Genomic DNA, 21,374 nt, shown 5'->3' with positions numbered 1-21,374 from the left:
GAGGACCGTTCCGGGCCGCTTGGGAGACACCCCCAGGCCCTTCGACAAACACCCTGATCATATCGACGAATTTTTCTTGCGGAGGGGTTGATGTTACACAAGTCGTTGACCATCAGGGGAAAATGAGATCAATGCCAACCTCAATTCTATCGACGAACGCGTAATTATCATCGACCAACTTGACAATAGTTTCGACTTGCGAAAACCTTGGCCCCGCAAATTCAAAAAACCAACACAACTCGACATGGCAGTTTTCAACACCATCATCGGCCGCCTGGCCATCCTGATCATGGTCTTTGGCCTTGGGACCACAGTGGATGCCCGGGACACGGATTGCAACTTGGACTTCACTGTGGAGGTGGGATGCGCGCCCGACGGAACGGGGTACGCGCTGGTGACGGACATCGTCAACAACATCGGATCGTACGGCATCAGCTGGTCGTTCGGCGGCAGCAACCAATTCGTTGCGGGCCTGGTGAACAACGACTACAGTGTGACGCTGACCGACGCGGCGAACTGCACCGCCATCAAGTACTTCACGATCGATTGCATCAAGAAGGACGATGGTGGTGATGACGGCAAGGAGGAGCCCTGCCAGCTGCGCACGCAGACCCAGGGTGGCTGGGGTGCCCCGGCCAACGGCAACAACCCGGGGGCTTACCGCGACGCCCACTTCGCCGCTGCCTTCCCCGGAGGTCTTTCCATCGGCTGCAACAAGACACTTACGCTGACCACGGCGTTGGCGGTAAAGAACTTCCTGCCCAGTGGCACTTCGCCCAAGAAGCTCACCCAGAACCTGGTGAACCCCGGCAGCAGCTACAAGAACGTGCTGGCCGGCCAGCTCGTGGCCCTCACCCTCAGCGTGGGCTTTGACAACTACGATCCCGACTTCGGCACCGGTGGCCTGCTGGCCGATGCGGTGATCAACCACGGCACCTTCGCCGGCAAGACCGTGCAGGAACTGCTGGACGCCGCCAACAACTTCATCGGCGGCTGCGCCTCGCCCTACACCGCCGGACAGCTGAACGACGCGCTGGACATGGTGAACAACAACTTCGTGGACGGCACCACCAACAATGGCAAGGTGGATTGCGACGACAAGAAGGACCACCCCGGCGACGACAAGAACATGATGCACCACGGTGAGATGCGCACCGGCGATGAGCCCACCGGCGACTGCAACCTGGACTTCGTGGTGGAGACCGGCTGTGCCCCCGATGGCACCGGCTACGCCCTGGTGACCGACATCGTGAGCGCCATCACCCCCTACCACATCCTGTGGAGCAATGGTGCCCAGGTGGCCTTCGTGGCCGGCCTGACCAATGGCGACTACAGCGTGTCGGTGATCGACGCGGCCGACTGCCAGACCATCAAGTATTTCACCATCGACTGCGAGAAGAAGCACGACGATGAGGACGACAAGGAGGAACCCTGCGCGTTGCGCACGCAGACCCAGGGCGGTTGGGGCGCACCCGCCAATGGCAACAACCCCGGCGCTTACCGCAACGCCCACTTCGCGGCGGCCTTCCCCGGCGGCCTCACCATCGGCTGCAATTACACGCTGACCCTGAACAGCGCGCAGGCGGTGCAGAACTTCCTGCCCAGCGGCAGCACGCCCAAGAAGCTCACCACCAACCTGGTGAACCCCGGCAACAGCTACAAGAACGTGCTGGCCGGCCAGCTGGTGGCCCTCACCCTCAGCGTGGGCTTCGACAACTACGACCCCAACTTCGGCACCGGCGGTCTGCTCGCCAACGCGGTGATCAACCATGGCAGCTTCGCCGGTTGGACCGTGCAGGAACTGCTGGATGCCGCCAACCACTTCATCGGTGGCTGCGCCTCCCCATACACCGCCAGTCAGCTGAACGAGGCCCTGACCCTTGTGAACGAGAATTTTGTGGACGGCAATACCAACAAGGGCAAGGTGGATTGCGCTGGCAAGGGAACGCCGGGAGACAACAAGGCGCTGGAGCTGGCGAACATCGCCGACCTGCTGGCCTTCCCCAACCCGGCCTCCGACCGCCTGAATGTGAACATCACCGCGAACATCTCCGGTCAAGTTGCCGTGCTGCTGATGGACGCCACAGGCCGTCTGGCCCTGCCCACCAGCACGGTGGTGCTGAACAGCGGCGAGCAGCGCACCATCACCCTGGACGTGAGCGGCCTGGCCAACGGCACCTACGTGCTGAGCCTGGAACTCGACGGCCAGCGCAGTGTGCAGCGCATCGTCATCGCGCGCTGATCGGAACTTCTGACAGACCCACAAGGAAGGCGCCCCCGCAAGGGGGCGCTTTTCTTTTCGGGGGCCACCGTGGTGGTGACGCGATCAGCCACCCTGGGCCATTTCCAGCTTCTTCACCCGCTCCACCAGGCTGTCCAGGTTGCGGAAGTGGATGTAGCTCTTGCGGTACCGGCCCACCTCGAAGGCCGGTGAACCCATGTAGGTCTCGCCCGCCTTGGTGTCTTTGCTGATGCCGCTCTGTGCCGCGATGATGGTGCCGTCCGCGATCTTCAAATGGCCGATGATCCCCACCTGCCCGCTGAACATGCAGTTCCTGCCGATCTTGGTGCTGCCCGCCACCACACCGCCTGCGGCGTAATAGGTGTTCTCGCCCACCTCCACGTTGTGCGCGATGTGGATGAGGTTGTCGAATTTGACGCCCTTGCGCAGGATCGTACTGCCCAGCGTGGCGCGGTCGATGGCGCAGTTGGCGCCGATCTCCACATCGTCCTCCAGCACCACGTTGCCGATCTGCGGGATCTTGGCGCCACCATCCGGGCCGGTCGCGAAACGGAAGCCGTCGCTGCCGATCACCGTGCCGCTGTGGATGATGCAATTGGCGCCAACCACACAGTCGGAATAGATCGTCACGTTGGCGAAAACGGTGGTGTTGTCACCGATGGTCACGTTGTCGCCGATGTACGCATGCGGGTAGACCTTCACGTTGTTGCCCAGCTTCGCGTTGGCGCCGATGTAGGCCAGCGCGCCGATGTAGCAGTCATTGCCGTAGGTGGCACCCTCCTCGATCACCGCCTGGGGTGCGATGCCCTTCTTGTCCAGCTTGATGGTGTTGTACATCGCCAGCACCTTCGCGAAGGCGCCCTGTGCATCGGCCACGCGCACCAGGGTGGTCTTCACCGGACCGGTCAACATGAAAGTCTCACCGATGATCACCACGCTGGCGGTGGTGTCGTACACGTATTGTGTGTAGGCGGGGTTGGCCAGAAAGCTCAGCGACCCCGGACCGCCTTCCTCGATCTTGGAGAGCTTGCTGACGGTGGCGTTGGGGTCGCCTTCCACGGTGCCTTGGAGGAGTTGGGCGATCTGCGCGGCGGTGAATTGCATGAGGCTGTTCAGTGTGGACCGCCAAGGTAGGGGGGAGAGTGGCGAGTGGCGAGTTCGGCCTGCGACCTTCGAGTGGCGAGTAAATGCCCTCGGCGATAAGCGCCGGTATGGGGCATTTACTCGCCACTCGCCTACTCGCCACTGGCTACTCAACCCATGTTGTATCAACGACGGATCGCTACGGGCGAAGCCCAACAACGAACTTTGGCAACAGATGAACCCCCTCGACGTCCGCGAGAAGGTCCGCCTGCTGCCGCACACCCCCGGCGTGTACCAGTTCTTCGATGCCGAAGGGGTCATCCTCTACGTGGGCAAGGCCAAGGACCTGCGCAACCGCGTGGGCAGCTACTTCGCCAAGGAGCACACCGACGGCAAGACCCGCCTGCTCGTCCGCAAGATCGCCGACCTGCGCGTGATCCACGTGCCCACCGAGTTCGAGGCGCTGCTGCTGGAGAACAGCCTGATCAAGGAACACCAGCCGCGCTACAACATCCTGCTGCGCGACGACAAGAGCTTCCCCTTCATCCGCATCCGCAACGAACGCTTCCCCCGCGTGGAGGGCATGCGCAACCCGGAGAGCGACGGCAGCGACTACTTCGGCCCCTACGCCAGCGTGCGCACCATGAAGACCGTGCTCGGCCTGGTGCACAAGCTGTACAAGCTGCGCACCTGCAACTACGACCTCTCGCCGAAGAACATCGAGCAGAAGAAGTTCAAGCGCTGCCTGGAGTACCACATCGGCAACTGCAAGGCCCCCTGCGAAGGCCTGCAGAGCGAGGCCGAGTACAACGAGCACATGGGCCAGGTGCGCGAGATCGTCAAGGGGCGCGTGGCCGGGCTGCTGAAGGTGATGAAGCCGTTGATGCACGAGCATGCCGAGAAGCTTGAGTTCGAGGCCGCCGAGGAGTACCGCCAGAAGATCGAACGGCTGGAGAGCTACCGCGCCAAGAGCATCGTGGTGAACCCCGACATCGGCGATGTGGACATCTACGGCCTGGTGAGCGACACGGCCAGCACCTACGTCAACTACATGCGCGTCATCGATGGCGCCGTGGTGCACGGCATCACCATCGAGCTGAAACGCCGCCTGGACGAGACCGACGTGGAGATGCTCCAGCTCGCCATCGCCGAACTGCGCAGCCGCTACCACAGCCTCTCACCCGAGGCCATCGTGCCCTTCGACCCCGAGATCGAGGTGCCCGGCCTCACCTTCACCGTGCCCCAGCGCGGCGACAAGCTGAAGCTGCTGGAGCTCTGCGAACGCAACGTGCGCTACTTCATGCTGGACAAGCAGAAGCAGGAGAAGCTCACCGACCCCGAGGGCGCCACCACCCGCACCCTGGAGCAGCTCAAGCAGGACCTGCGCCTCAACGAGCTGCCGCGCCACATCGAGTGCTTCGACAACAGCAACACCCAGGGCACCGATCCCGTGAGCGCCTGCGTGGTGTTCAAGGACGCCAAGCCCAGCAAGAAGGACTACCGCCACTTCAACATCCGCACGGTGGAGGGGCCGGACGATTTCGCCAGCATGACCGAGGCCGTGGAGCGCCGCTACAGCAGGCTCGTCACCGAAGGCGAACCGCTGCCGCAGCTCATCGTCATCGACGGTGGCAAAGGCCAGCTCAGCGCCGCCCTCGAAGCACTGGACCGCCTGGGGCTGCGCGGCAAGATCGCCATCATCGGCATCGCCAAGAAGCTGGAGGAGATCTACTTCCCCGGCGACCCCTACCCGCTGCACATCGACAAACGCAGCAGCAGCCTGAAGGTCATCCAGCACATGCGCAACGAGGCGCACCGCTTCGGCATCACGCACCACCGCGGCAAGCGCAGCAAGCGCATCGTGCGCACCGGCCTGGAGGAGATCCCCGGCATCGGGCCCGGCACCGCGCAGAAGCTCCTCAACCGCTTTGGCAGCATCAAGGGCATCCGCGAGGCGCTGCCCGAGGATGTGGTGGCCACGGTGGGGGCCAAGAAGGCGGAAGTGGTGATGCGGGGATTGGCCTCCTCGCAATAGCTGCCCGCGGACCCTTGTTCAGGAAGCGCCGATGCCACCCTGCACCTACCTTGCTCCCGATGGCACCCTGCGCCAACTGCGGCCATGCGCATGACGGCGCCTTCTGTCCCGCCTGCGGCCAGAAGCGCGTGGTTCCGGGCATCCGGCTGAAGGAGGTGCTGGAGGATGCTCTCGCCTCGGTCTTCAATATCGAAGGGCCCTTTCTGAACACGCTGCGCACCTTCCTCTCCGGTCCGGCGAAGCTCACGCGGGCCTTCATCGCAGGGCGCCGCAAGTCCTTCACGCCGCCGGTGCGCTACTTTCTCTTCGGCATGGCCTTCTACTACCTGGTGCGCTGGGTGCTGCAATGGGATCCCGTGGACGCCGCAGTGGCCAGCGCAGGAGGAATGGCACCGCCCGATACGCCCGCCATGCGTGTGAACCATTGGATGAGTCGCCATGTGAACCTGCTGCAACCGATCCTGATCGCGTTGCTCGCCACCTTCGATCGCGTGCTTTTCCCACGCACCGGGCTGCGTTGGGTGGAGCGTCTGGTGCACTACACCTTCACAGCGGGCACCTATCTGTTCATCTCCAGCACGCTGCTCATTGTGGTGAAATTCTGGCCACCGGCCCACCTGTTGAGCTTCGTGATCATCCTGGGCATCGTCGCATGGGCTTGTGTGCATCTGCACCGGCGTGGGGTATGGACGGTGATGAAGGCCTGGTGATGGTGCCGGTGACCTTCGTACTCTATGTGGTCCTGAGCATGTTGTTCGTGAGCCTGCTCTTGGGCGAACCGCTCGACGCGGTGTTCCAGGCAACGCGTTAGGTCATCCATCGTGCGCGATGCTCAACTTCGTGCCCATGCGGCGGCTTCTGTTCATTACCCTGTTACTGCTGGTGCGTGCCGCCGCCGCGCAGGACTTCACGTGGTGGAATGAGACCCACGACTGGGACAATGTGACGCACTGGACGCGCTACCTCGTGTACAGCCCCGCGCTGCTCGGACCGAACGCCCTGCCGATACCGCCGCTGGAACAGGGTCGCATCGATACGTTGGGCCGTTTCGAGCTGGGCGGTCGCGGTCATTTCGCCACTGGAGAAACGACGCTGGACGCCACGGTGAAGCTGCATCTGCCCTTCGCCGGCGGGCGTGTGGCCGTGGGGCTGGACTGGATGGCGCTGGAGCACTACGTGATGGACACGGTGACCCGCGACCTGCGCCGCGCGCGCGATCGTGATGGCCGGGGCTTCAGCACCGGCGACGTGAACCTCAACACACTGCTGCAACTGGTCCCCGAGCGCGAAGGGCGCATGGGCCTTTTGCTGCGCATGCGCCTGCGCACCGCCAGCGGCAACAACCTGGAGGGCGCGCGCCACACCGATGCGCCGGGCTATTCCTTCGACCTCTCCACCGGGCGCTGGTACACGATCGACAAGCCGTGGCTGGAACGTCTGCGTCCGCATGCCACGCTCGGTTTCCTGGTGTACCAGACCAACCGTGTGGACTATTTCCAGAACGACTGCCTGCTCTACGGTCTTGGTATCGTGGCGGACCATGGCCGCTGGTGGAGCGAGCTTTCGCTGGCCGGGTACGCGGGCTATTTGAATGAGCAGGACCGCCCGATGGAATTGCGCGGGGCCTTGGAATGGCGTGGCGATTCGCGGAGCATGTGGCGTGTGGGCCTGTTCCATGGCCTGAACGACAGGCCCTGGTCGGGCGCGTCGATCACCTATGTGCGTTCTTTCGCACAATTGGCATGGTGACGCGCGATCGCCCCCTCGTGTCGGTTCTGCTTCCATACCGCGATGCGGCCGACACGTTGGATGCCGCCATCGCCAGCGTCGTGGCGCAGACCTTCCAGGACTGGGAATTGCTGCTCGTCGACAATGCCTCCACAGGCGCAGGTCCTTCGATCGCCCGGGAATGGGCGGATCGGGATCCGCGTGTCGGTCTGTTGCACGAACCCGTCATTGGCATCGCCCACGCGCTGAACACCGGGCTGAAGCACGCAAGAGGCACGTACATCGCCCGCATGGATGCCGACGACGTGTGCCACCCGGAGCGCTTGGCGAAGCAGGTGGCCTACCTCGACACGCACCCGGATATCGGTGTGCTGGGCACGTGCACGGTCTTCGCCACCACCGTGGAGAGGAACAGCGGCATGAAGTGGTTCGTGGGCTGGCAGAACGCCATCCTTTCTCCGCATGAGCATTACGTGAAGCGTTTCGTGGATGCGCCACTCGCACACCCCACCGTGATGTTCCGGCGCGAGTTGATGGAACGGCATGGCGGCTACGACACCGGTCCCCTGCCCGAGGACCACGAGCTGTGGATGCGCTGGATGCATGCCGGGGTGCGCTTCGCGAAGCTGCCCGAAGAACTGCTCACGTGGCACGATCATCCCACCCGCCTGAGCCGCACGCACGCCAACTATGGCAAGGCGGCCTTCTTCACCACCAAGGCGAAATGGCTGGCGAGGTGGTACCAGCGCAAGTATGCCAACGCGCGACCGGTGGTCATCGCGGGCACCAGCCCCATGTGCCGCGAGCGTGCGCGGCTGCTGCGCGAACAAGGCATGCGCGTGGACGCCTACACCGATGTGCGCACGCGCAAGGTGCCGGGCTATCGCTGGATCCCGCACGACCGGCTGCCACCCGCTGGTGAGGCTTTCATCGTGAGCTTCATCAGCCAGCGCGGCACGGGGGACCGGATCGCAGGGTATCTGGCCGGACGGGGTCTGGTGGAGGGGGAGGACTTCGTGCTGGCGGCGTGACCCAGGTCACGGAGCGTAGGTGCTCACGTCCGGGACCTTTGTGCCATGAACCCTGTCTCGCGGCCCCTGCTCCTCACCTTCGGCCTCTGTGCCACCAGCCTCTTCGCCCAGGACCTCGGCGATCGCCATGTGGTGCTGCAGGAGATCACGATCCCCAACATGCCGGGCCTGCAATCCTTCGCATGGGGGCAGCACAATGGCGAGTGGCTGCTGATCGGCGGCCGCACCGATGGATTGCACCGTCGGCAGCCCTTCGCGGCCTTTTTGGCCGAGGACAACAACACCGTGGCCTACGTGGTGGATCCCGTGTTACAACAAGTTTGGAGCACGCCCATGAGCAGCCTGCCCGCTGCGGTGTACCAGCAGTTGCAGAGCACCAACATGGAGTACGAGCAGGTGGGCAACACACTGTACATCATCGGGGGATATGGGTTCGCCGCCCTGGCCAACGACCACATCACCCACCCGCGCCTCACCGCGGTGGATGTGTCCGAAGCCATCAACGCCATCAAGAACGGACAGGAGATCGCTCCGCATTTCCGCTCCATCACGGACCAGCGCATGGCGGTGACCGGCGGATATCTGGGTACTGTGGGCGACCTCTTCCACTTGGTGGGCGGTCAGCGCTTCATCGGCCGTTACAACCCGCAGGGCCCCGACTTCGGTCCGGGCTTCATCCAGGAATACACCAACGCGATCCGCCGCTTCCGCATCGCGGACGACGGGGCCAACCTGGCTATCACGGACTTCACCGAAGTGGTGGACACCTTGGAGTTGCACCGCCGGGACTACAACCTGGTGGCGCAGATCTTCCCCGATGGCACGCCCGGCTACACGGCCTTCAGTGGTGTGTTCCAGTATGAGGCCGACATCCCCTGGCTGAACACCGTGGACATCACCGCGGACGCCTACACGGCCGTGCCGGATTTCGAGCAGTTGCTCAATCAGTACCACGGTGGCCACATGCCGGTGTACAGCACGAACGAGAACCGCATGGGCACGGTGTTCTTCGGTGGCATCGGCCGCTACTACTTCAACGCCAACGGCCAGTTGGTGGACGATGTGAACGTGCCCTTCGTGAACACGATCAGCATGGTGGTGCGCGAGGGGGATGGCAGTATGGAGGAATTCGCGATCGGCGAAATGCCCGCATTGATGGGGGCGGGTGCGGAGTTCATCCACAACCCGGACATCCCCCTGATCTCCGATGCCATCGTGGACCTGGACGCGCTCGTGGGCGATACGGTGCTCGCGGGCCACATCGTGGGCGGTATCGAAAGCAGTGCGCGCAACATCTTCTTCGTCAACACGGGCACACAGAGCGACGCCACCGCGCGGGTGTTCCGCGTGCTCCTCGTGCAGGATGTGACCACAAGCCTCGATGATGCCGAGGCCACCAGCCGGGAGATCATGACCGTGAGCGCCGTGCCGGGCAGTGGCGAGGTGTACATCACCATCGACCTGGAAGTTGGCGGCATGGTGGCGCTGGATCTCCTCGACAGCAGTGGCAGGCAGGTGCGGCAGTTGTTGTCGGCCCGCATTCCGGCAGGTGGCCAGCGCATGCGTGTGGATGTGCAGGACCTGGCGGCAGGCGCCTACCTGGTGCGACTGCAGGCAGGCGAGTTGCGCAAGGTGGTGCGCTTCATACGCTGACCAGGGGTCATTCCCCGAGCACACGCTCCCCCCGCACCGGGCGCAGGGCTTCGCGCAGCATCTTCAAGTATCGTTCGTCGCATTCCATGATGGCCGTGGTGCGCACCGCATCATGGCGTGTCCAGTGTTCGTATCCGCTCACGTCTTCACGTGCGCAGAACTCGTCCAGGTGCCTGAGGAAGTGCTCTGCGGTCACGGGCGCATCGGGCCCGAAGAAATCCCAGTGGAGGCGTATGCGGGGCATGCTCGTGTATTCGTTCACCACAGAGGCACGGAGGGCACGGAGTTATTGCCGCGGAAAGCCGCCCGCCAGAACGGGTTGGGCCATGGCCATTGGTCCTGATCTCTCTGTGACCTCTGTGGTTCCCATAGGCTCTGTGGTCTTCCTACGCCAGCCGATCGCTCAGCAAACGCATCTCCATCATGGGCGCCATCTTCTCGTAGAGGATGCGGTAGGTGGTCTCTGTGATGGGCATGTCCACCTTGAGCTGCTGGTTGATCTCATGCACGCACTTCACGGCATGGTAACCCTCGGCCACCATGTTCATCTCCATCTGGGCTGCGCGCACGCTGTAGCCCTTGCCCACCATGGTGCCGAACTCGCGGTTGCGGCTGAAGGTGGAGTAGGCCGTCACCAACAGATCGCCCAGGTAGGCCGGTTCGTTGATGTCGCGCCGGATGGGATGCACCGCCTCCACGAAGCGGGCGATCTCCTGGATGGCGCGGCTCACCAGTACCGCGCGGAAGTTGTCGCCGTAGCCCAGCCCCACGCTGATGCCGGCGCAAACGGCGATCACGTTCTTCAGGATGGCGGCGTACTCGGTGCCGTAGATGTCGTCGCTGAGCGTGGTCTTCATGAAGCGGCCGTTCAAGGCTTTGCCCATGGCCTGTGCCTTGGCCGTGTCCTGGCAGGCGATGGTGAGGTAGCTGAGGCGCTCCAGGGCCACCTCCTCGGCATGGCAGGGACCGCAGATCACCCCGAAGTCGTTCTCGGCCACAGCCTTGTGCTCGAAGAGATAACTGCCCACGATCTGGTTGGTCGCCGGCACGATCCCCTTTACCGCGCTGAAGACGGTCTTCCCCTTCAACTCGGAGGGGTCCAGCAGGTCCATGGTGGCCTGCAGGAATGCGCTGGGCACGGCGATCACCAGCACGTCGGCGGCGGACACGACGGCATGGATATCGTTGCTCATGGCCAGGCGATCCACCTCGAACTGCGCGGCGCTGATGTAGTCCGGGTTGTGGCCGTACTTGCGGATGTGCTCAATGGTGCTCTCGCGCCTTACCCACCAGCCCACCTTGTCGGCGTTCGCAGAGAGCAGCTTCACCAGGGCGGTGCCCCAGCTGCCGGCGCCTATTACCGCGATCTTTCTTTCCATGGAACAGTGGCGAGTTTACACGTTGGCAAGTTGGCGATTAGCGGGGTTTGACTTGCCAGCTGCCAACCTCGCCACTTGCCACTTCAGAAAACAACCTCCACCATCACCTCCTTTCCATCCCGGAGGATCTTGACCGTCGCGGTATCGCCTTTGTTGAACTGGCCCAGGGCCTTCATGTAACCCATCATATCAGGCACTTCCACCAGTCCGATGCGCAGCACGATATCGCCCTGCTTCAGCCCCGCGTTGGCGGCGGGCTTCCCTTCGGTGACGCCATCGATGCGCATGCCGGTGCCGTTGAACATGTAGTCGGGCACCACGCCCATGGTCACCTTGAAGCGCGGTGTGGCGGCGGCGTTCTCCTCCTCGGTCTTTGTGAACGGCAGCCGGCCACGTCCATCCAGCCTTGCCATCAGTTCCTGGATGAAACGCGTGACGCGCAGCATGCCCGGATAGTTGACCTTCTCCCAGGTGTCGCTGGGTTTGTGATAGTCAGGATGCGTGCCGGTGAAGAAGTGTATGGCGGGGATGCCTTGCAGGTAGAAGCTGGTGTGGTCGCTGCTGCCGATGCCGCCGAGGGTGCTTTTGATGGTGAGCTCACCGGCCTTCAGACTGTCCACCGCGCTCCATGCGGGAGAGGTGCCCACACCGTTGATGCCGATGCTGCCCAGGCTGTCCAAGCGCCCCACCATGTCCAGGTTGAGCATGTAGTTGATGCCATCCAGCGGGTAGGTGGGGTTCTTTGTCCAGAAGTTGGAGCCGTAGAGGCCCTTCTCCTCGCCACTGAAGGCGATGAACAGATGATCGCTGGCGCGCGTGCTTTCCAGTTCCTTCATGTCGCGGGCCAGTTGCATCAGCACGGCGGTGCCGCTGGCGTTGTCGTCGGCGCCGTAGTGGATCGCCTTCTCCCCGCGGTGGCGGCTGCCCTCATCGCCCCAGCCCAGGTGGTCATAATGCGCGCCTGTCACCGTGGCGCGGCCGATATTGTTGTCCAGCAGGCCTACCACGTTGTACGCCGTGCGCTCCTCGCGCTGCACGTCGGCGTGGATCACGCAGGGGTTGTTGTCGATCAGCAGGCCGTGGTGTTCGTCCTTATTGAGGAAGACCACCGGCACGGCTACGGGCTGGGTGCGGCGGCGGCTTTCAGCGTCCGGTGTTTCCGCGTTGGCGTCCTCGTTGTAGAGCACCACGCCGAGCGCCCCGCGAGATACGGCCTGTTCGATGCGGCCCCGCAGGTCGTGATGCGCGATGTACTTGCTGTGGGGGTGGATGCCGTCCGGCGAACCGATGAGCATGGCGGCGATGCGGTCCTTCAGGTCCACGTCCTTGTAGTCGTCATGCCCCAGCTCCGGTGCGTGGATGCCGAATTCCACCTTCGTGATCTTGCCGCGTGCCGTGCCGCTGGCCGAGTAGAGCGGTGTGATGAAATCGGCGCCCACTTCCAGGTGGCTGCGGCCGATCTGCAGACGGCTGGCGGGACCCGCCACGGGCGGTGCCTGAAAGTTGAAGGCCTGCAGGTAGGAGCCCATGTTGCCCTTGGGTTTCAGGCCCAGGCGTTCGAACTCGGCGGCGATGTATTCGGCGGCAAGGCGTTCGCCGGGGGTCCCCGCTTCGCGGCCTTCGAGCTCCTCGCTGGCCAGGTAGCGCACATCGGCGGTCATGCGCGCGATGGCCGCCGGGTCGGGCATCAACTGCGCCGGTGCCAGCAGCGGCAGCAGTGGCAGCAAAGGAAGCAGCAAGATGGTGAGGCGATTTTTCATGGGACGGCGAAGTTACCCTCGGTGGATGGTGCCAGCATGCGCGGGGACCGGTCAACCCGCATTGGCACCCTCGCACTTTCATCATCTGGCCTCCGTTATCCATCCATCCCGCATCAGCGACCATAGACCATTGCTCCATGAAGCCCCTGCTCGTCACCTTCGCCGGCCTGCTGTCCTTATTCTACCTGCTCAACCCTGGCTTCGGCGTGTTCGAGTTCCTGCCGGACAACATTCCGTTGCTGGGCAACTTGGACGAGGCCACGGCCACCATGGTATTGCTGGGAGCGTTGCGCTATCATGGTTGGGACTTCACGCGCATGTTCACGCGATACCGGGCGGTGGATTTCGGGAAGGCGGGGTGAAGGGGGAAGATGGTAAGGGAGGCAACCTCCACCCTCACCATCTTTACCACCCCCACCTACCTCGCCATGCGCAGGACCCTGCCGATCGCGCTGCTGTTCACCCTCGGGTCCTGTACCAACGGAACACCCGAAGCCGCTTCCAACCGCTGGGCCGATGAACGCTTGTGGCCCGTGCTGGAGGCCCAGGAACACCGCGACACCGGGGCGTTGTGCGCGCTTCTGAAGCACGAAGCCGCCGAGGTGCGCGAGGCGGCGGCCCTGGCCTTCGCAAGTGTGCAGGACACCCTGGCCATCCCATGCCTGCTGGAGGTGCTGCGCGATGAGTTCGCGAACGTGCGCTCCACCGCCTTGTATGCGTTGGGCTTCGTGGCCGACAGTCTCACCATTGAGCGCATGGCGAAAGAGGCGATGACCGAAAGGGACAGCGCCGTGCAGCGCGCCTACCTCAGTGCTTCCTTCCTGGCCATGCAGCGCAGCGGGATGCTGAAGGACCCGGCGGCGATCATCTACTTTCTGCAAAGCAGCAGTGCGCAGGACCGGGTACGCGCGGCGGATGCGTTGCGGCGCTTGCCGGACAGCGCGCGCCTGGCCATGGAGGCGGACCACATCGCCTTGGTGGAGGCCGAACAGGAGGTGGAGGTGAAGGCGATGCTGGTACGCGGGATGGGGGTCATGCGCAGCGAGCAGGCGAAGGGTCTTGTCCTGCGCTGTATGGATGTGAAAATGCCGCAGCCCTTGCGGATCAACGCGATGCGGGCCTTCACATCCATGTGGCGGCCGCGTGAGGAGGCACCGCTTTTGGCGGCCCTGGTCGATGCCGATCCTGTGGTGCGCCATGCGGCCTTGGAAGAATTGGGCAGGTTGGATGGGCCGCTCGCTGCCGAACTGCTCATGAACACTGCGGTCGATCCGGAGGATGCCATGCTCTTCATTCCGTGGTATGGGTTGCTGAACCGTCACGGGCTGCGCTCGGAACATCCATACAAGGGTGCCATTCCCGATGCACGGAACGCGCCCTATGCCTACGCGGAATGGATCCGTGTGGTGGTGAACGACCGTACGCCGGATGAGCGGCCCGACCTATGGGTGATGTTGAAAGCGGACGAGCATGCCGCTGTTCGCCAGGCCGTGTTCCAAGCCCTGGTGCAGGAAGTGCGCGACTTCATGGCCACCGCCCGATTCGCTAGCGTGGAGGCGCAATATGCCCAGTTGGGCGAAGTGGTGCGCACGGCCATGACCACGGGCGATGCGGGCCTGATAAGTGCCGCTGCGGAGTTGCTGCTGGAATTCGATGCGGAAGCCATCCGCCAGATGCTCGATGCGGCCGCGGAGCAACAAGCGCGCGCCCCACTGCTGCCCATCCGCGATCTGGAGGCACGTCTGCTGCTCGATCAAGTAGCCGCCAAGCGCGATGGGCTTCCGCCGCCGAAGCATGCGGCACCAACCTTCAACCACCCCATCGACCCCGCCAAGCTGCGCGCCCTCCCCCAAGGCCAACGCTACCGGATCACCACATCAAAGGGCACCATCATCCTCGCCACCGATGTCAACGATTGCCCCGGCAGCAGCCTGGCTTTCGACTCGCTGGTCAGCGCTGGCTACTATGACGGCAAGGCCTTCCACCGCATGGTGCCCAACTTCGTGGTGCAGGGTGGCTGTCCGCGCGGTGATGGCTACGGCGGCATGCCCTGGACGCTGCGCACGGAGATCGGCCGCAAGCCATTCACCGCTGGTTCCGTTGGTCTTGCCTCAGCAGGAAGGGATACTGAAAGCTGCCAGTTCTTCATCACCCACAGCGCCACTCCGCACCTCGATGGCCGCTACACACGCTTCGCTGAGGTGGTGGAGGGCATGGATGTGGTGTGGCGGCTGCAGGTGGGAGATGTGATGGAGAAGGTGGAGCGGGTGGAGTGAATGAGGGCTACACCACGGAGGCACAGGGGCACGGAGGGAAAGGACCATTAAGGGGCATCAAGATCTCCGTTCACCACGCGAATGACGCCCTCTTTCATCAATGCCTCATTGAAGTTCAAGAGCAACCCCGGCTTGCATCCGGTGAGCTTCAAATACGTCAGCAGTTGGGCGCGATGTGCTTCATGGAGGCATTCGACGGCCTTCACTTCGATGATGACCCTTTGCTCCACGAGCAAGTCCAACTTCATGGATGGTCCCACTGGCTTGCCTTTATAGCGCACAGGTACAATGACCTGCCCCTGGATGTCCAGCCCACGGTCCTGGAGATCTTGTGCAAGGCAGTGTTCGTAAATGGACTCCAAGAGCCCAGACCCCAATTCCTTGTGCACCTCTATGGCCGCCGCCAATACATTGGAGGTGAGCATATTCAGTTCAGCCCTGGCCATACCTGATCCCAGTGTTCTCCGTGTCCCTGTGCCTCTGTGGTCTCCTTATTCGAATTTCTCCGGCCTCATTTGCGGGAACAACAGCACCTCCTGTATGGCAGGGTTGTCGGTCAGCAGCATCACCAAACGATCCATGCCAATGCCGATGCCGCTGGTCGGTGGCATGCCGTACTCCAACGCGCGTAGGAAATCCTGGTCGATGAACATGGCCTCGTCGTCGCCGCGCTCCATCAGCTTCAGTTGCTCCTCGAAACGTTCGCGTTGATCGATGGGGTCGTTCAGTTCGCTGTAGGCGTTGGCCACCTCGAAGCCGGCCACGAAGAGCTCGAAGCGCTCGGTGAGGCGCGGATCCTCGCGGTGCTTCTTGCACAGCGGGCTCATCTCCAGCGGGAAGTCGGTGACGAAGGTGGGCTGGATCAACTCCGGCTGCACCAGTTCACTGAACAGCTCGTCGATCAGCTTGCCCTTGCCCATGCTGGGCGCCACTTCAATGCCGTGCTTCAGGCACAAGGCCCGGATGTCTTCCTCCTCCATGTCCAGCACGTTGAGGCCGATCTTCTCCTCGATGCTGCCCACCATAGTGATACGCCGGAAAGGTTGTCCAAAATCGATCTCCTTGCCTTGAAAGGTCGCTTTGGTGTCTCCATTGGTCAGCTTGGCCACCCGCCGGAACACGCCTTCGATGAAGTCCATCATCCAGCGGTAGTCCTTGTAGGCCACGTACAGCTCCATCACGGTGAACTCCGGGTTGTGGGTGCGGTCCATGCCCTCGTTGCGGAAGTTGCGGCTGAACTCGAACACGCCATCGAAGCCGCCCACGATCAGGCGCTTCAGGTAGAGCTCGTTGGCGATGCGCAGGTAGAAGGGCACGTCCAGCGCGTTGTGGTGCGTAACGAAGGGCCGCGCCGCCGCACCACCGGGTATGGCCTGCAGCACGGGCGTGTCCACTTCCAAGTAGCCAGCCTCTTGGAAGGCGCCGCGCATGGAATCGAAGATCCGGGTGCGCTTCAGGAAGGTCTCCTTCACCTGCTGGTTCACCACCAGGTCCACGTAGCGCATGCGGTAGCGCTGCTCGGGGTCGGTGAAGGCATCGTGCACGTTGCCCTCATCGTCGGTCTTCACCACGGGCAGCGGGCGCAGGGCCTTGCTCAGCACAGTGAACTGCTCCACATGCACGGTGATCTCGCCGGTGCGGGTCTTGAACACGAAGCCCTCCACGCCGATGAAGTCCCCCAGGTGCAGCAGGTGCTTCCACACCTCGTCGTACAGGGTCTTGTCCTCGCCGGGGCAGATGCTGTCGCGGGCGATGTAGATCTGCTGGTCGCCGGCGTGGTCGCGCAGCACGGCGAAGCTGGCCTTGCCCATCAGGCGCACGCTCATCAGGCGGCCGGCGAGGGTCACCCGGGCGGGCTCACCCTCCTCCTTGAACAGGCCCTTCACCTCCTGCGCGGTGGCGGTCACCTTGAATTCAGCGGCGGGAAAGGGTTCGATACCGAGGTCGCGGAGCTTCTGGAGGGCTTCGCGGCGGACGATCTCCTGGTCGGAAAGGGCGTGGGACATAGGGGATGAAGAAAATGGCCCGCGAAGATACCGGCAACACCGCCAGGACAGGGCGCGTAGGAAGGCCCCTAATTTCGTCCCCGCATATCACAACGCCCGCATGTACAACCTCATCGACGCCTTCCCCAAACAACTCAAGGAAGCCCTGGAGATCGGCCGCAAGGCCACCTTGAAAGCCCCCGGCGGGCCATACAGCAACGTGGTGGTCACCGGCCTGGGCGGAAGCGGCATCGGCGGGCGCATCGCCGCACAGCTGGTGCACAAGGAGGCCAAGTGCCCCATCGAGGTGTACAACAACTACTACCTGCCGGGCTATGTGAACCACAAGAGCCTGGTGATCGCCTGCAGCTACAGCGGCAATACGGAAGAGACCATCGCCGCCATGGAACAGGCCATCGGCAAAGGCGCCCGGGTGTGCGTGGTGACCAGCGGTGGCACCATGCTGGAGATGGCCAAGGCGAAAGGGCTGGACCACATCGTGATCCCCGGCGGCAACCCGCCCCGCACCATGCTGGCCTACTCGCTGGTGCAACAGTTCTACCTGCTGCACCACTTCGGCATCATAGGCGATGGCTTCGAGGGCGCGATCAAGACCGCCGCGGGCATGCTGGCCGACGACAAGGAGGACATCAAGAAGGCCGCACAGGAACTCACCGAAAATCTCGTGGGCAAGCGGCTGGTGATCTACAGCGAGGCCAACACCGAGGCCGTGAGCATCCGTTTCCGCCAGCAGGTGAATGAGAACAGCAAGGAGCTCTGCTGGCACCACGCCATCCCCGAGATGAACCACAACGAACTGGTGGGCTGGGCCGGTGGCAGGGACGACATCGCCGTGCTGATCTTCCGCCACAAGACCGACCACGAACGCACGCAGATGCGCGTGGAGATCAACAAGGAGGTCTTCGCGCGGTACACGCCGCACATCCACGAGGTGTGGAGCAAGGGCGACACGGCCTTCGCGCGGCAGTTGTACCTGATCAACCTGGGCGACTGGGTGAGCCTCTATTGGGCACAGAAAAAGGGCGTGGACCCCAGCGAGATCGCGGTGATCAACATGCTGAAGGGGAAGTTGGCGGAGGTGAAGTGAGGGGGTGTTCACCGCAGAGTCGCGGAGACGCTGAGGGCGCAGGGAGATGACGCACAACGAACTCAGCTCCATTATCATCCAAGCAGCGATCGAGGTACATCGGGAGCTTGGGCCCGGACTGCTCGAAGGTGTTTATGAGCTCTGTCTCGTCCAGGTACTTCTCGACATGGGCCTGCGCGTGGAGCAGCAGGTCCCCGTGCCGGTCTCCTTTCGCGGAAAGGACCTCGGGGTCACGTTGCGTTTGGACATCATCGTGGAAGGCTTGGTGATCATCGAGGTCAAGGCCGTCGATGCGCTGCACGACAACCACATGGCACAACTGCTCACCTACCTGAAGCTCACCGGATGCAAGCCGGGGTTGCTCATCAACTTCAATGAGGCTCTGCTGAGGAGTGGCCTGCGACGTGTGGTCAACGGCTTGAGCGAATGATCCGCAGGTCTGTTGCGCTCCTCCGCGAACTTTGCGCCCCCGCGTCTCTGCGGTGAAAATGAGACAAGTCCACTTCCACGACCTCGGCCTCATCGACTACGCCACCGCGTGGGACCTGCAGACGCGCCTCTTCAAGGAGACCATCGACCGGAAGATCGCCAACCGCTCGCGGCCTGACAACGAACAACTGACCACTGACGACCATCTCCTCTTCTGCGAGCACCCGCACGTGTACACCCTGGGCAAGAGCGGCAAGCAGAGCCACCTGCTGCTGAACGAAGAGGGCCTGCGCGAACAGGGCGTTCAGTTCTTCCCGATCGATCGCGGCGGCGACATCACCTACCATGGGCCTGGGCAGATCGTGGGCTACCCCATCTTCGACCTGGACCACCACTTCACGGACATCCACCGCTTCCTGCGCACCTTGGAAGAAGCGGTGATCGGTACGCTGGAAGCCTACGGCATCAAGGCCGGACGCATCGAGGGCCTCACCGGCGTGTGGCTGGACTGGACCGACCCCTTCAAGGCCCGGAAGATCTGCGCCTTCGGCATCCGGGCCAGCCGCTGGGTCACCATGCACGGCTTCGCCTTCAACGTGAACACCGACCTGCGCTACTTCGAGCACATCGTACCCTGCGGCATCGCCGACAAGGGCGTTACGTGCATGGCGAAAGAGCTTGGTGGGTTGGTGGACATCGAAACGGTGAAGGAGCGGTTGAAGCTGGAGCTGGCGGATCTGTTCGATGTGGAGATGGTGTGACGCACGAATAGCTTCGCCACCGCATGCGCAGGATATTTCTCTGGCTCGCCGCCATCGTGCTGGCCTTCTTCGCGCTGGTCCACCTCACCGGCAACGCGCACCTGTTCCGCGGGTTGCGGTACACCTATCTGATCGGCCGTGACGCACCGGAGATCGACGACCGCAGCTTCTTCCCGTATGCGACGATCCCCGCGGATGCGCCACGGCCCTGGCCGAAGAGCGTACGGTATGGGGGGGTCGATCTGGACGCCGCACAGGAGGATCGCTTGAAAGCGTTGTACAGCGCGGCTTTCGTGGTGGTGCATCACGACAGCCTGCTCTTTGAGCGTTACTTCGACGGCTGGGCGGAGGACAGCACCATGAACGCCTTCAGCATCGCGAAAAGCTATGTGAGCATCCTGGTGGGCATGGCCATGGACGAAGGGGTGATCCAAAGCGTATTCCAGCCGGTGGGTGATTTTCTGCCGGAGTTCAAGGAGGGCTGCAGGGCGAAGATCAACCTGTGGCACCTGCTGACCATGAGCACTGGATTGGACTGGAACGAGAAGCCCAACCCTTTCGGTGAGAACGCCAAAGGCTACTACGGTCGCAACGTGCGCGAGCTGAGCATGTCGCTCCCCTGCACGGAAGCGCCCGGCAAGCGCTTCGAGTACATCAGCGGCAGCACGCAGATCATGGGCGAAGTGCTCGAAGCCGCCTATGGACGCGACCTGGACCGACTGGTTCGCGAGAAGATCTGGGCCCCGCTGCAGGCCGAGCACACCGCCTACTGGGGCAAGGACCGCCCGGATGGCGACCTCAAGCACTTCTGCTGCCTCTATGCCACGGCGCGCGACTTCGCCCGGCTGGGCCAGTTGTACCTCGACAGCGGCCGCTGGAACGGACGCCAGATCGTGCCGCTCGAATACTGGCAGGCTTCGATCACCCCGGCAGCGATCATGGACAAGGACGGCCCCAACCGACGCTATGGCTATTACTGGTGGTTGGCCGAACTGGACGGCGAACCCATCTGGTACGCACGCGGCTTCCACGGCCAGTATGTGGTGGTGGTACCGCATGAGCGATTGGTGCTGGTGCGCATGGGCATGAAGCGTGAGGAGGTACATGCCACGGGGCACCCCACGGACGTGTTCGAGTGGGTCGCCATCGCGCGGGTATTGGCATCGTCGAAAGCCTCTTGAATGCGCCCTTAGAGGCTGTTCGGGATCTCTGCTAATGTGCCCTTAGGCCAACCCCCTACGCACGGCCAGTGCCACGGCCTCGCCCACGCTCTTCACGCGCAGCTTCACGTACACATGGCCCACATGCTTGTTCACCGTAGGGAAAGCGATGCCCAGTTCGGCGGCGATGCGCTTGTAGGTCCAGCCTTTCACAAGCAAGCCCAGTATCTCGTGTTCGCGTTCGGTGAGTTGGAATTTCTCCGCTTCCTTTTCGCGATCGGGGCCGTGTACCATGCCCAGTACGCGACGCGCCACACCGGGGCTCATGGGTGCGCCACCCTCCATGGCCTCGGCGATGCCGTCGATCAACTTCAGTGGTGCGGTCTGTTTAAGGAAGTAGCCATCGGCACCGGCGCGGATGGCGGCGAAGATGCGGTCGTCGTCCTCGATCACCGTGAGCATGATGACGCGCAGGTCGGTGAACTTCTGGCGTAGCTCGGCGGTGGCTTGTATGCCGTTGATACCGGGCATGTCGATGTCCATCAACACCACATCGGGGAGGCAGGCCTCCACATCGGCCACGGCGTTGCGCGCATCGGCGAAGGCACCAGCACAGGTGGTGGCGTCCACATCGTCCAGCAGTGCGCACAGGGCATCACGCTGCTCGCGGTTGTCATCAAAAAGGGCCACGCGTATCATCCCTTCAAAGGAACACACCCGGAAGCGCCTTTGCCAATGACTACA

Annotated in this window: 19 protein-coding genes; 12 read left to right on the top strand and 7 right to left on the bottom strand. The window is 63.0% G+C overall.

Annotated features, from left to right (window positions below):
• Positions 1-244: 244 nt before the first annotated feature.
• Entirely contained in the window at positions 245-2,242 is a 1,998-nt protein-coding gene (locus tag KIT10_10650) for a T9SS type A sorting domain-containing protein (GenBank protein MCW5899719.1), read from the top strand.
• Between the two features lie 84 nt (positions 2,243-2,326).
• Here the strand turns inward: KIT10_10650 and lpxD are convergent, their stop codons facing one another.
• Positions 2,327-3,346 carry a UDP-3-O-(3-hydroxymyristoyl)glucosamine N-acyltransferase gene (lpxD, locus tag KIT10_10645; protein MCW5899718.1) on the bottom strand — a complete coding sequence of 340 codons (1,020 nt, stop codon included), beginning with the start codon at positions 3,344-3,346 and terminating at the stop codon, positions 2,327-2,329.
• A 214-nt stretch (positions 3,347-3,560) separates the two neighbouring features.
• Between lpxD and uvrC the strand changes: the two genes are divergently transcribed.
• From uvrC to KIT10_10620, 5 genes are all read left to right on the top strand, one after another.
• The gene (gene uvrC, locus KIT10_10640; GenBank protein ID MCW5899717.1) at positions 3,561-5,360 is read left to right on the top strand and encodes an excinuclease ABC subunit UvrC; all 1,800 of its coding nucleotides are present in this window, start codon (positions 3,561-3,563) and stop codon (positions 5,358-5,360) included.
• Positions 5,361-5,419: 59 nt separating this feature from the next.
• Positions 5,420-6,070, top strand: a complete 651-nt coding sequence (locus KIT10_10635) for a DUF3667 domain-containing protein (protein MCW5899716.1) — start codon at positions 5,420-5,422, stop codon at positions 6,068-6,070.
• Positions 6,071-6,206: 136 nt separating this feature from the next.
• Entirely contained in the window at positions 6,207-7,109 is a 903-nt protein-coding gene (locus KIT10_10630; protein MCW5899715.1) for a hypothetical protein, read from the top strand.
• Positions 7,103-8,119: a glycosyltransferase gene (locus tag KIT10_10625; GenBank protein ID MCW5899714.1), complete on the top strand. Its 1,017-nt coding sequence runs from the start codon at positions 7,103-7,105 to the stop codon at positions 8,117-8,119. Before KIT10_10630 ends, KIT10_10625 begins: the two co-directional genes overlap by 7 nt.
• Before the next feature lie 45 nt (positions 8,120-8,164).
• Positions 8,165-9,772, top strand: coding sequence for a T9SS type A sorting domain-containing protein (locus tag KIT10_10620; GenBank protein MCW5899713.1), 1,608 nt, complete (start codon positions 8,165-8,167; stop codon positions 9,770-9,772).
• A gap of 7 nt (positions 9,773-9,779) precedes the next feature.
• Here the strand turns inward: KIT10_10620 and KIT10_10615 are convergent, their stop codons facing one another.
• From KIT10_10615 to KIT10_10605, 3 genes are all read right to left on the bottom strand, one after another.
• The gene (locus KIT10_10615; GenBank protein MCW5899712.1) at positions 9,780-10,016 is read right to left on the bottom strand and encodes a hypothetical protein; all 237 of its coding nucleotides are present in this window, start codon (positions 10,014-10,016) and stop codon (positions 9,780-9,782) included.
• 142 nt (positions 10,017-10,158) lie between these two features.
• The gene (locus KIT10_10610) at positions 10,159-11,151 is read right to left on the bottom strand and encodes an NAD(P)H-dependent glycerol-3-phosphate dehydrogenase (protein MCW5899711.1); all 993 of its coding nucleotides are present in this window, start codon (positions 11,149-11,151) and stop codon (positions 10,159-10,161) included.
• A gap of 83 nt (positions 11,152-11,234) precedes the next feature.
• Entirely contained in the window at positions 11,235-12,911 is a 1,677-nt protein-coding gene (locus KIT10_10605) for a M28 family peptidase (GenBank protein MCW5899710.1), read from the bottom strand.
• A gap of 137 nt (positions 12,912-13,048) precedes the next feature.
• Here KIT10_10605 and KIT10_10600 point away from each other — a divergent pair, with 137 nt between their 5' ends.
• Positions 13,049-13,273: a DUF1232 domain-containing protein gene (locus tag KIT10_10600; protein ID MCW5899709.1), complete on the top strand. Its 225-nt coding sequence runs from the start codon at positions 13,049-13,051 to the stop codon at positions 13,271-13,273.
• Between the two features lie 66 nt (positions 13,274-13,339).
• A complete protein-coding gene (locus KIT10_10595) occupies positions 13,340-15,187 on the top strand; it encodes a peptidylprolyl isomerase (GenBank protein MCW5899708.1) in 1,848 nt (615 codons plus the stop codon).
• 47 nt (positions 15,188-15,234) lie between these two features.
• Here KIT10_10595 and KIT10_10590 read toward each other — a convergent pair whose 3' ends face one another.
• Together KIT10_10590 and lysS are read right to left on the bottom strand one after the other, a co-directional pair.
• Positions 15,235-15,633 (bottom strand): GxxExxY protein, encoded by a 399-nt coding sequence (locus KIT10_10590; protein MCW5899707.1) that lies wholly within the window; start codon positions 15,631-15,633, stop codon positions 15,235-15,237.
• Positions 15,634-15,678: 45 nt separating this feature from the next.
• Positions 15,679-17,193: a lysine--tRNA ligase gene (gene lysS / locus KIT10_10585; protein ID MCW5899706.1), complete on the bottom strand. Its 1,515-nt coding sequence runs from the start codon at positions 17,191-17,193 to the stop codon at positions 15,679-15,681.
• Positions 17,194-17,293: 100 nt separating this feature from the next.
• On the opposite strand from lysS, the gene KIT10_10580 reads away from it, so the two are divergent.
• From KIT10_10580 to KIT10_10565, 4 genes are read left to right on the top strand one after another with little or no spacing between them, the layout of a single operon-like run.
• Positions 17,294-18,280, top strand: coding sequence for a bifunctional phosphoglucose/phosphomannose isomerase (locus KIT10_10580; protein MCW5899705.1), 987 nt, complete (start codon positions 17,294-17,296; stop codon positions 18,278-18,280).
• A gap of 46 nt (positions 18,281-18,326) precedes the next feature.
• On the top strand, positions 18,327-18,710 hold the full coding sequence (locus KIT10_10575; GenBank protein ID MCW5899704.1) for a GxxExxY protein: 384 nt from the start codon (positions 18,327-18,329) through the stop codon (positions 18,708-18,710).
• A gap of 58 nt (positions 18,711-18,768) precedes the next feature.
• On the top strand, positions 18,769-19,470 hold the full coding sequence (lipB, locus tag KIT10_10570; GenBank protein ID MCW5899703.1) for a lipoyl(octanoyl) transferase LipB: 702 nt from the start codon (positions 18,769-18,771) through the stop codon (positions 19,468-19,470).
• A gap of 23 nt (positions 19,471-19,493) precedes the next feature.
• On the top strand, positions 19,494-20,651 hold the full coding sequence (locus tag KIT10_10565) for a serine hydrolase (protein ID MCW5899702.1): 1,158 nt from the start codon (positions 19,494-19,496) through the stop codon (positions 20,649-20,651).
• Positions 20,652-20,693: 42 nt separating this feature from the next.
• Here the strand turns inward: KIT10_10565 and KIT10_10560 are convergent, their stop codons facing one another.
• A complete protein-coding gene (locus KIT10_10560) occupies positions 20,694-21,329 on the bottom strand; it encodes a response regulator transcription factor (GenBank protein MCW5899701.1) in 636 nt (211 codons plus the stop codon).
• Positions 21,330-21,374: the final 45 nt, after the last annotated feature.

The organism is Flavobacteriales bacterium, from assembly GCA_026129465.1.
In the GTDB taxonomy this organism is placed as follows: Bacteria; Bacteroidota; Bacteroidia; order Flavobacteriales_F; family PHOS-HE28; genus PHOS-HE28.
Note: the sequence above shows the minus strand (reverse complement) of the source record. Positions and strands in the feature narration are given on the sequence as shown.

What these genes read in the sequence shown, in the direction of transcription:
- KIT10_10590 (MCW5899707.1), bottom strand. Translation starts at nt 15,633, where the DNA reads ATGGCCAGGGCTGAACTGAATATGCTCACCTCCAATGTATTGGCGGCG.
- KIT10_10605 (MCW5899710.1), bottom strand. Translation starts at nt 12,911, where the DNA reads ATGAAAAATCGCCTCACCATCTTGCTGCTTCCTTTGCTGCCACTGCTG.
- KIT10_10620 (MCW5899713.1), top strand. Translation starts at nt 8,165, where the DNA reads ATGAACCCTGTCTCGCGGCCCCTGCTCCTCACCTTCGGCCTCTGTGCC.
- KIT10_10625 (MCW5899714.1), top strand. Translation starts at nt 7,103, where the DNA reads ATGGTGACGCGCGATCGCCCCCTCGTGTCGGTTCTGCTTCCATACCGC.
- KIT10_10565 (MCW5899702.1), top strand. Translation starts at nt 19,494, where the DNA reads ATGCGCAGGATATTTCTCTGGCTCGCCGCCATCGTGCTGGCCTTCTTC.
- KIT10_10635 (MCW5899716.1), top strand. Translation starts at nt 5,420, where the DNA reads ATGGCACCCTGCGCCAACTGCGGCCATGCGCATGACGGCGCCTTCTGT.
- lipB (MCW5899703.1), top strand. Translation starts at nt 18,769, where the DNA reads ATGAGACAAGTCCACTTCCACGACCTCGGCCTCATCGACTACGCCACC.
- KIT10_10650 (MCW5899719.1), top strand. Translation starts at nt 245, where the DNA reads ATGGCAGTTTTCAACACCATCATCGGCCGCCTGGCCATCCTGATCATG.
- KIT10_10560 (MCW5899701.1), bottom strand. Translation starts at nt 21,329, where the DNA reads ATGATACGCGTGGCCCTTTTTGATGACAACCGCGAGCAGCGTGATGCC.
- KIT10_10615 (MCW5899712.1), bottom strand. Translation starts at nt 10,016, where the DNA reads ATGCCCCGCATACGCCTCCACTGGGATTTCTTCGGGCCCGATGCGCCC.
- KIT10_10575 (MCW5899704.1), top strand. Translation starts at nt 18,327, where the DNA reads ATGACGCACAACGAACTCAGCTCCATTATCATCCAAGCAGCGATCGAG.
- lysS (MCW5899706.1), bottom strand. Translation starts at nt 17,193, where the DNA reads ATGTCCCACGCCCTTTCCGACCAGGAGATCGTCCGCCGCGAAGCCCTC.
- KIT10_10580 (MCW5899705.1), top strand. Translation starts at nt 17,294, where the DNA reads ATGTACAACCTCATCGACGCCTTCCCCAAACAACTCAAGGAAGCCCTG.
- uvrC (MCW5899717.1), top strand. Translation starts at nt 3,561, where the DNA reads ATGAACCCCCTCGACGTCCGCGAGAAGGTCCGCCTGCTGCCGCACACC.
- KIT10_10600 (MCW5899709.1), top strand. Translation starts at nt 13,049, where the DNA reads ATGAAGCCCCTGCTCGTCACCTTCGCCGGCCTGCTGTCCTTATTCTAC.
- lpxD (MCW5899718.1), bottom strand. Translation starts at nt 3,346, where the DNA reads ATGCAATTCACCGCCGCGCAGATCGCCCAACTCCTCCAAGGCACCGTG.
- KIT10_10595 (MCW5899708.1), top strand. Translation starts at nt 13,340, where the DNA reads ATGCGCAGGACCCTGCCGATCGCGCTGCTGTTCACCCTCGGGTCCTGT.
- KIT10_10610 (MCW5899711.1), bottom strand. Translation starts at nt 11,151, where the DNA reads ATGGAAAGAAAGATCGCGGTAATAGGCGCCGGCAGCTGGGGCACCGCC.
- KIT10_10630 (MCW5899715.1), top strand. Translation starts at nt 6,207, where the DNA reads ATGCGGCGGCTTCTGTTCATTACCCTGTTACTGCTGGTGCGTGCCGCC.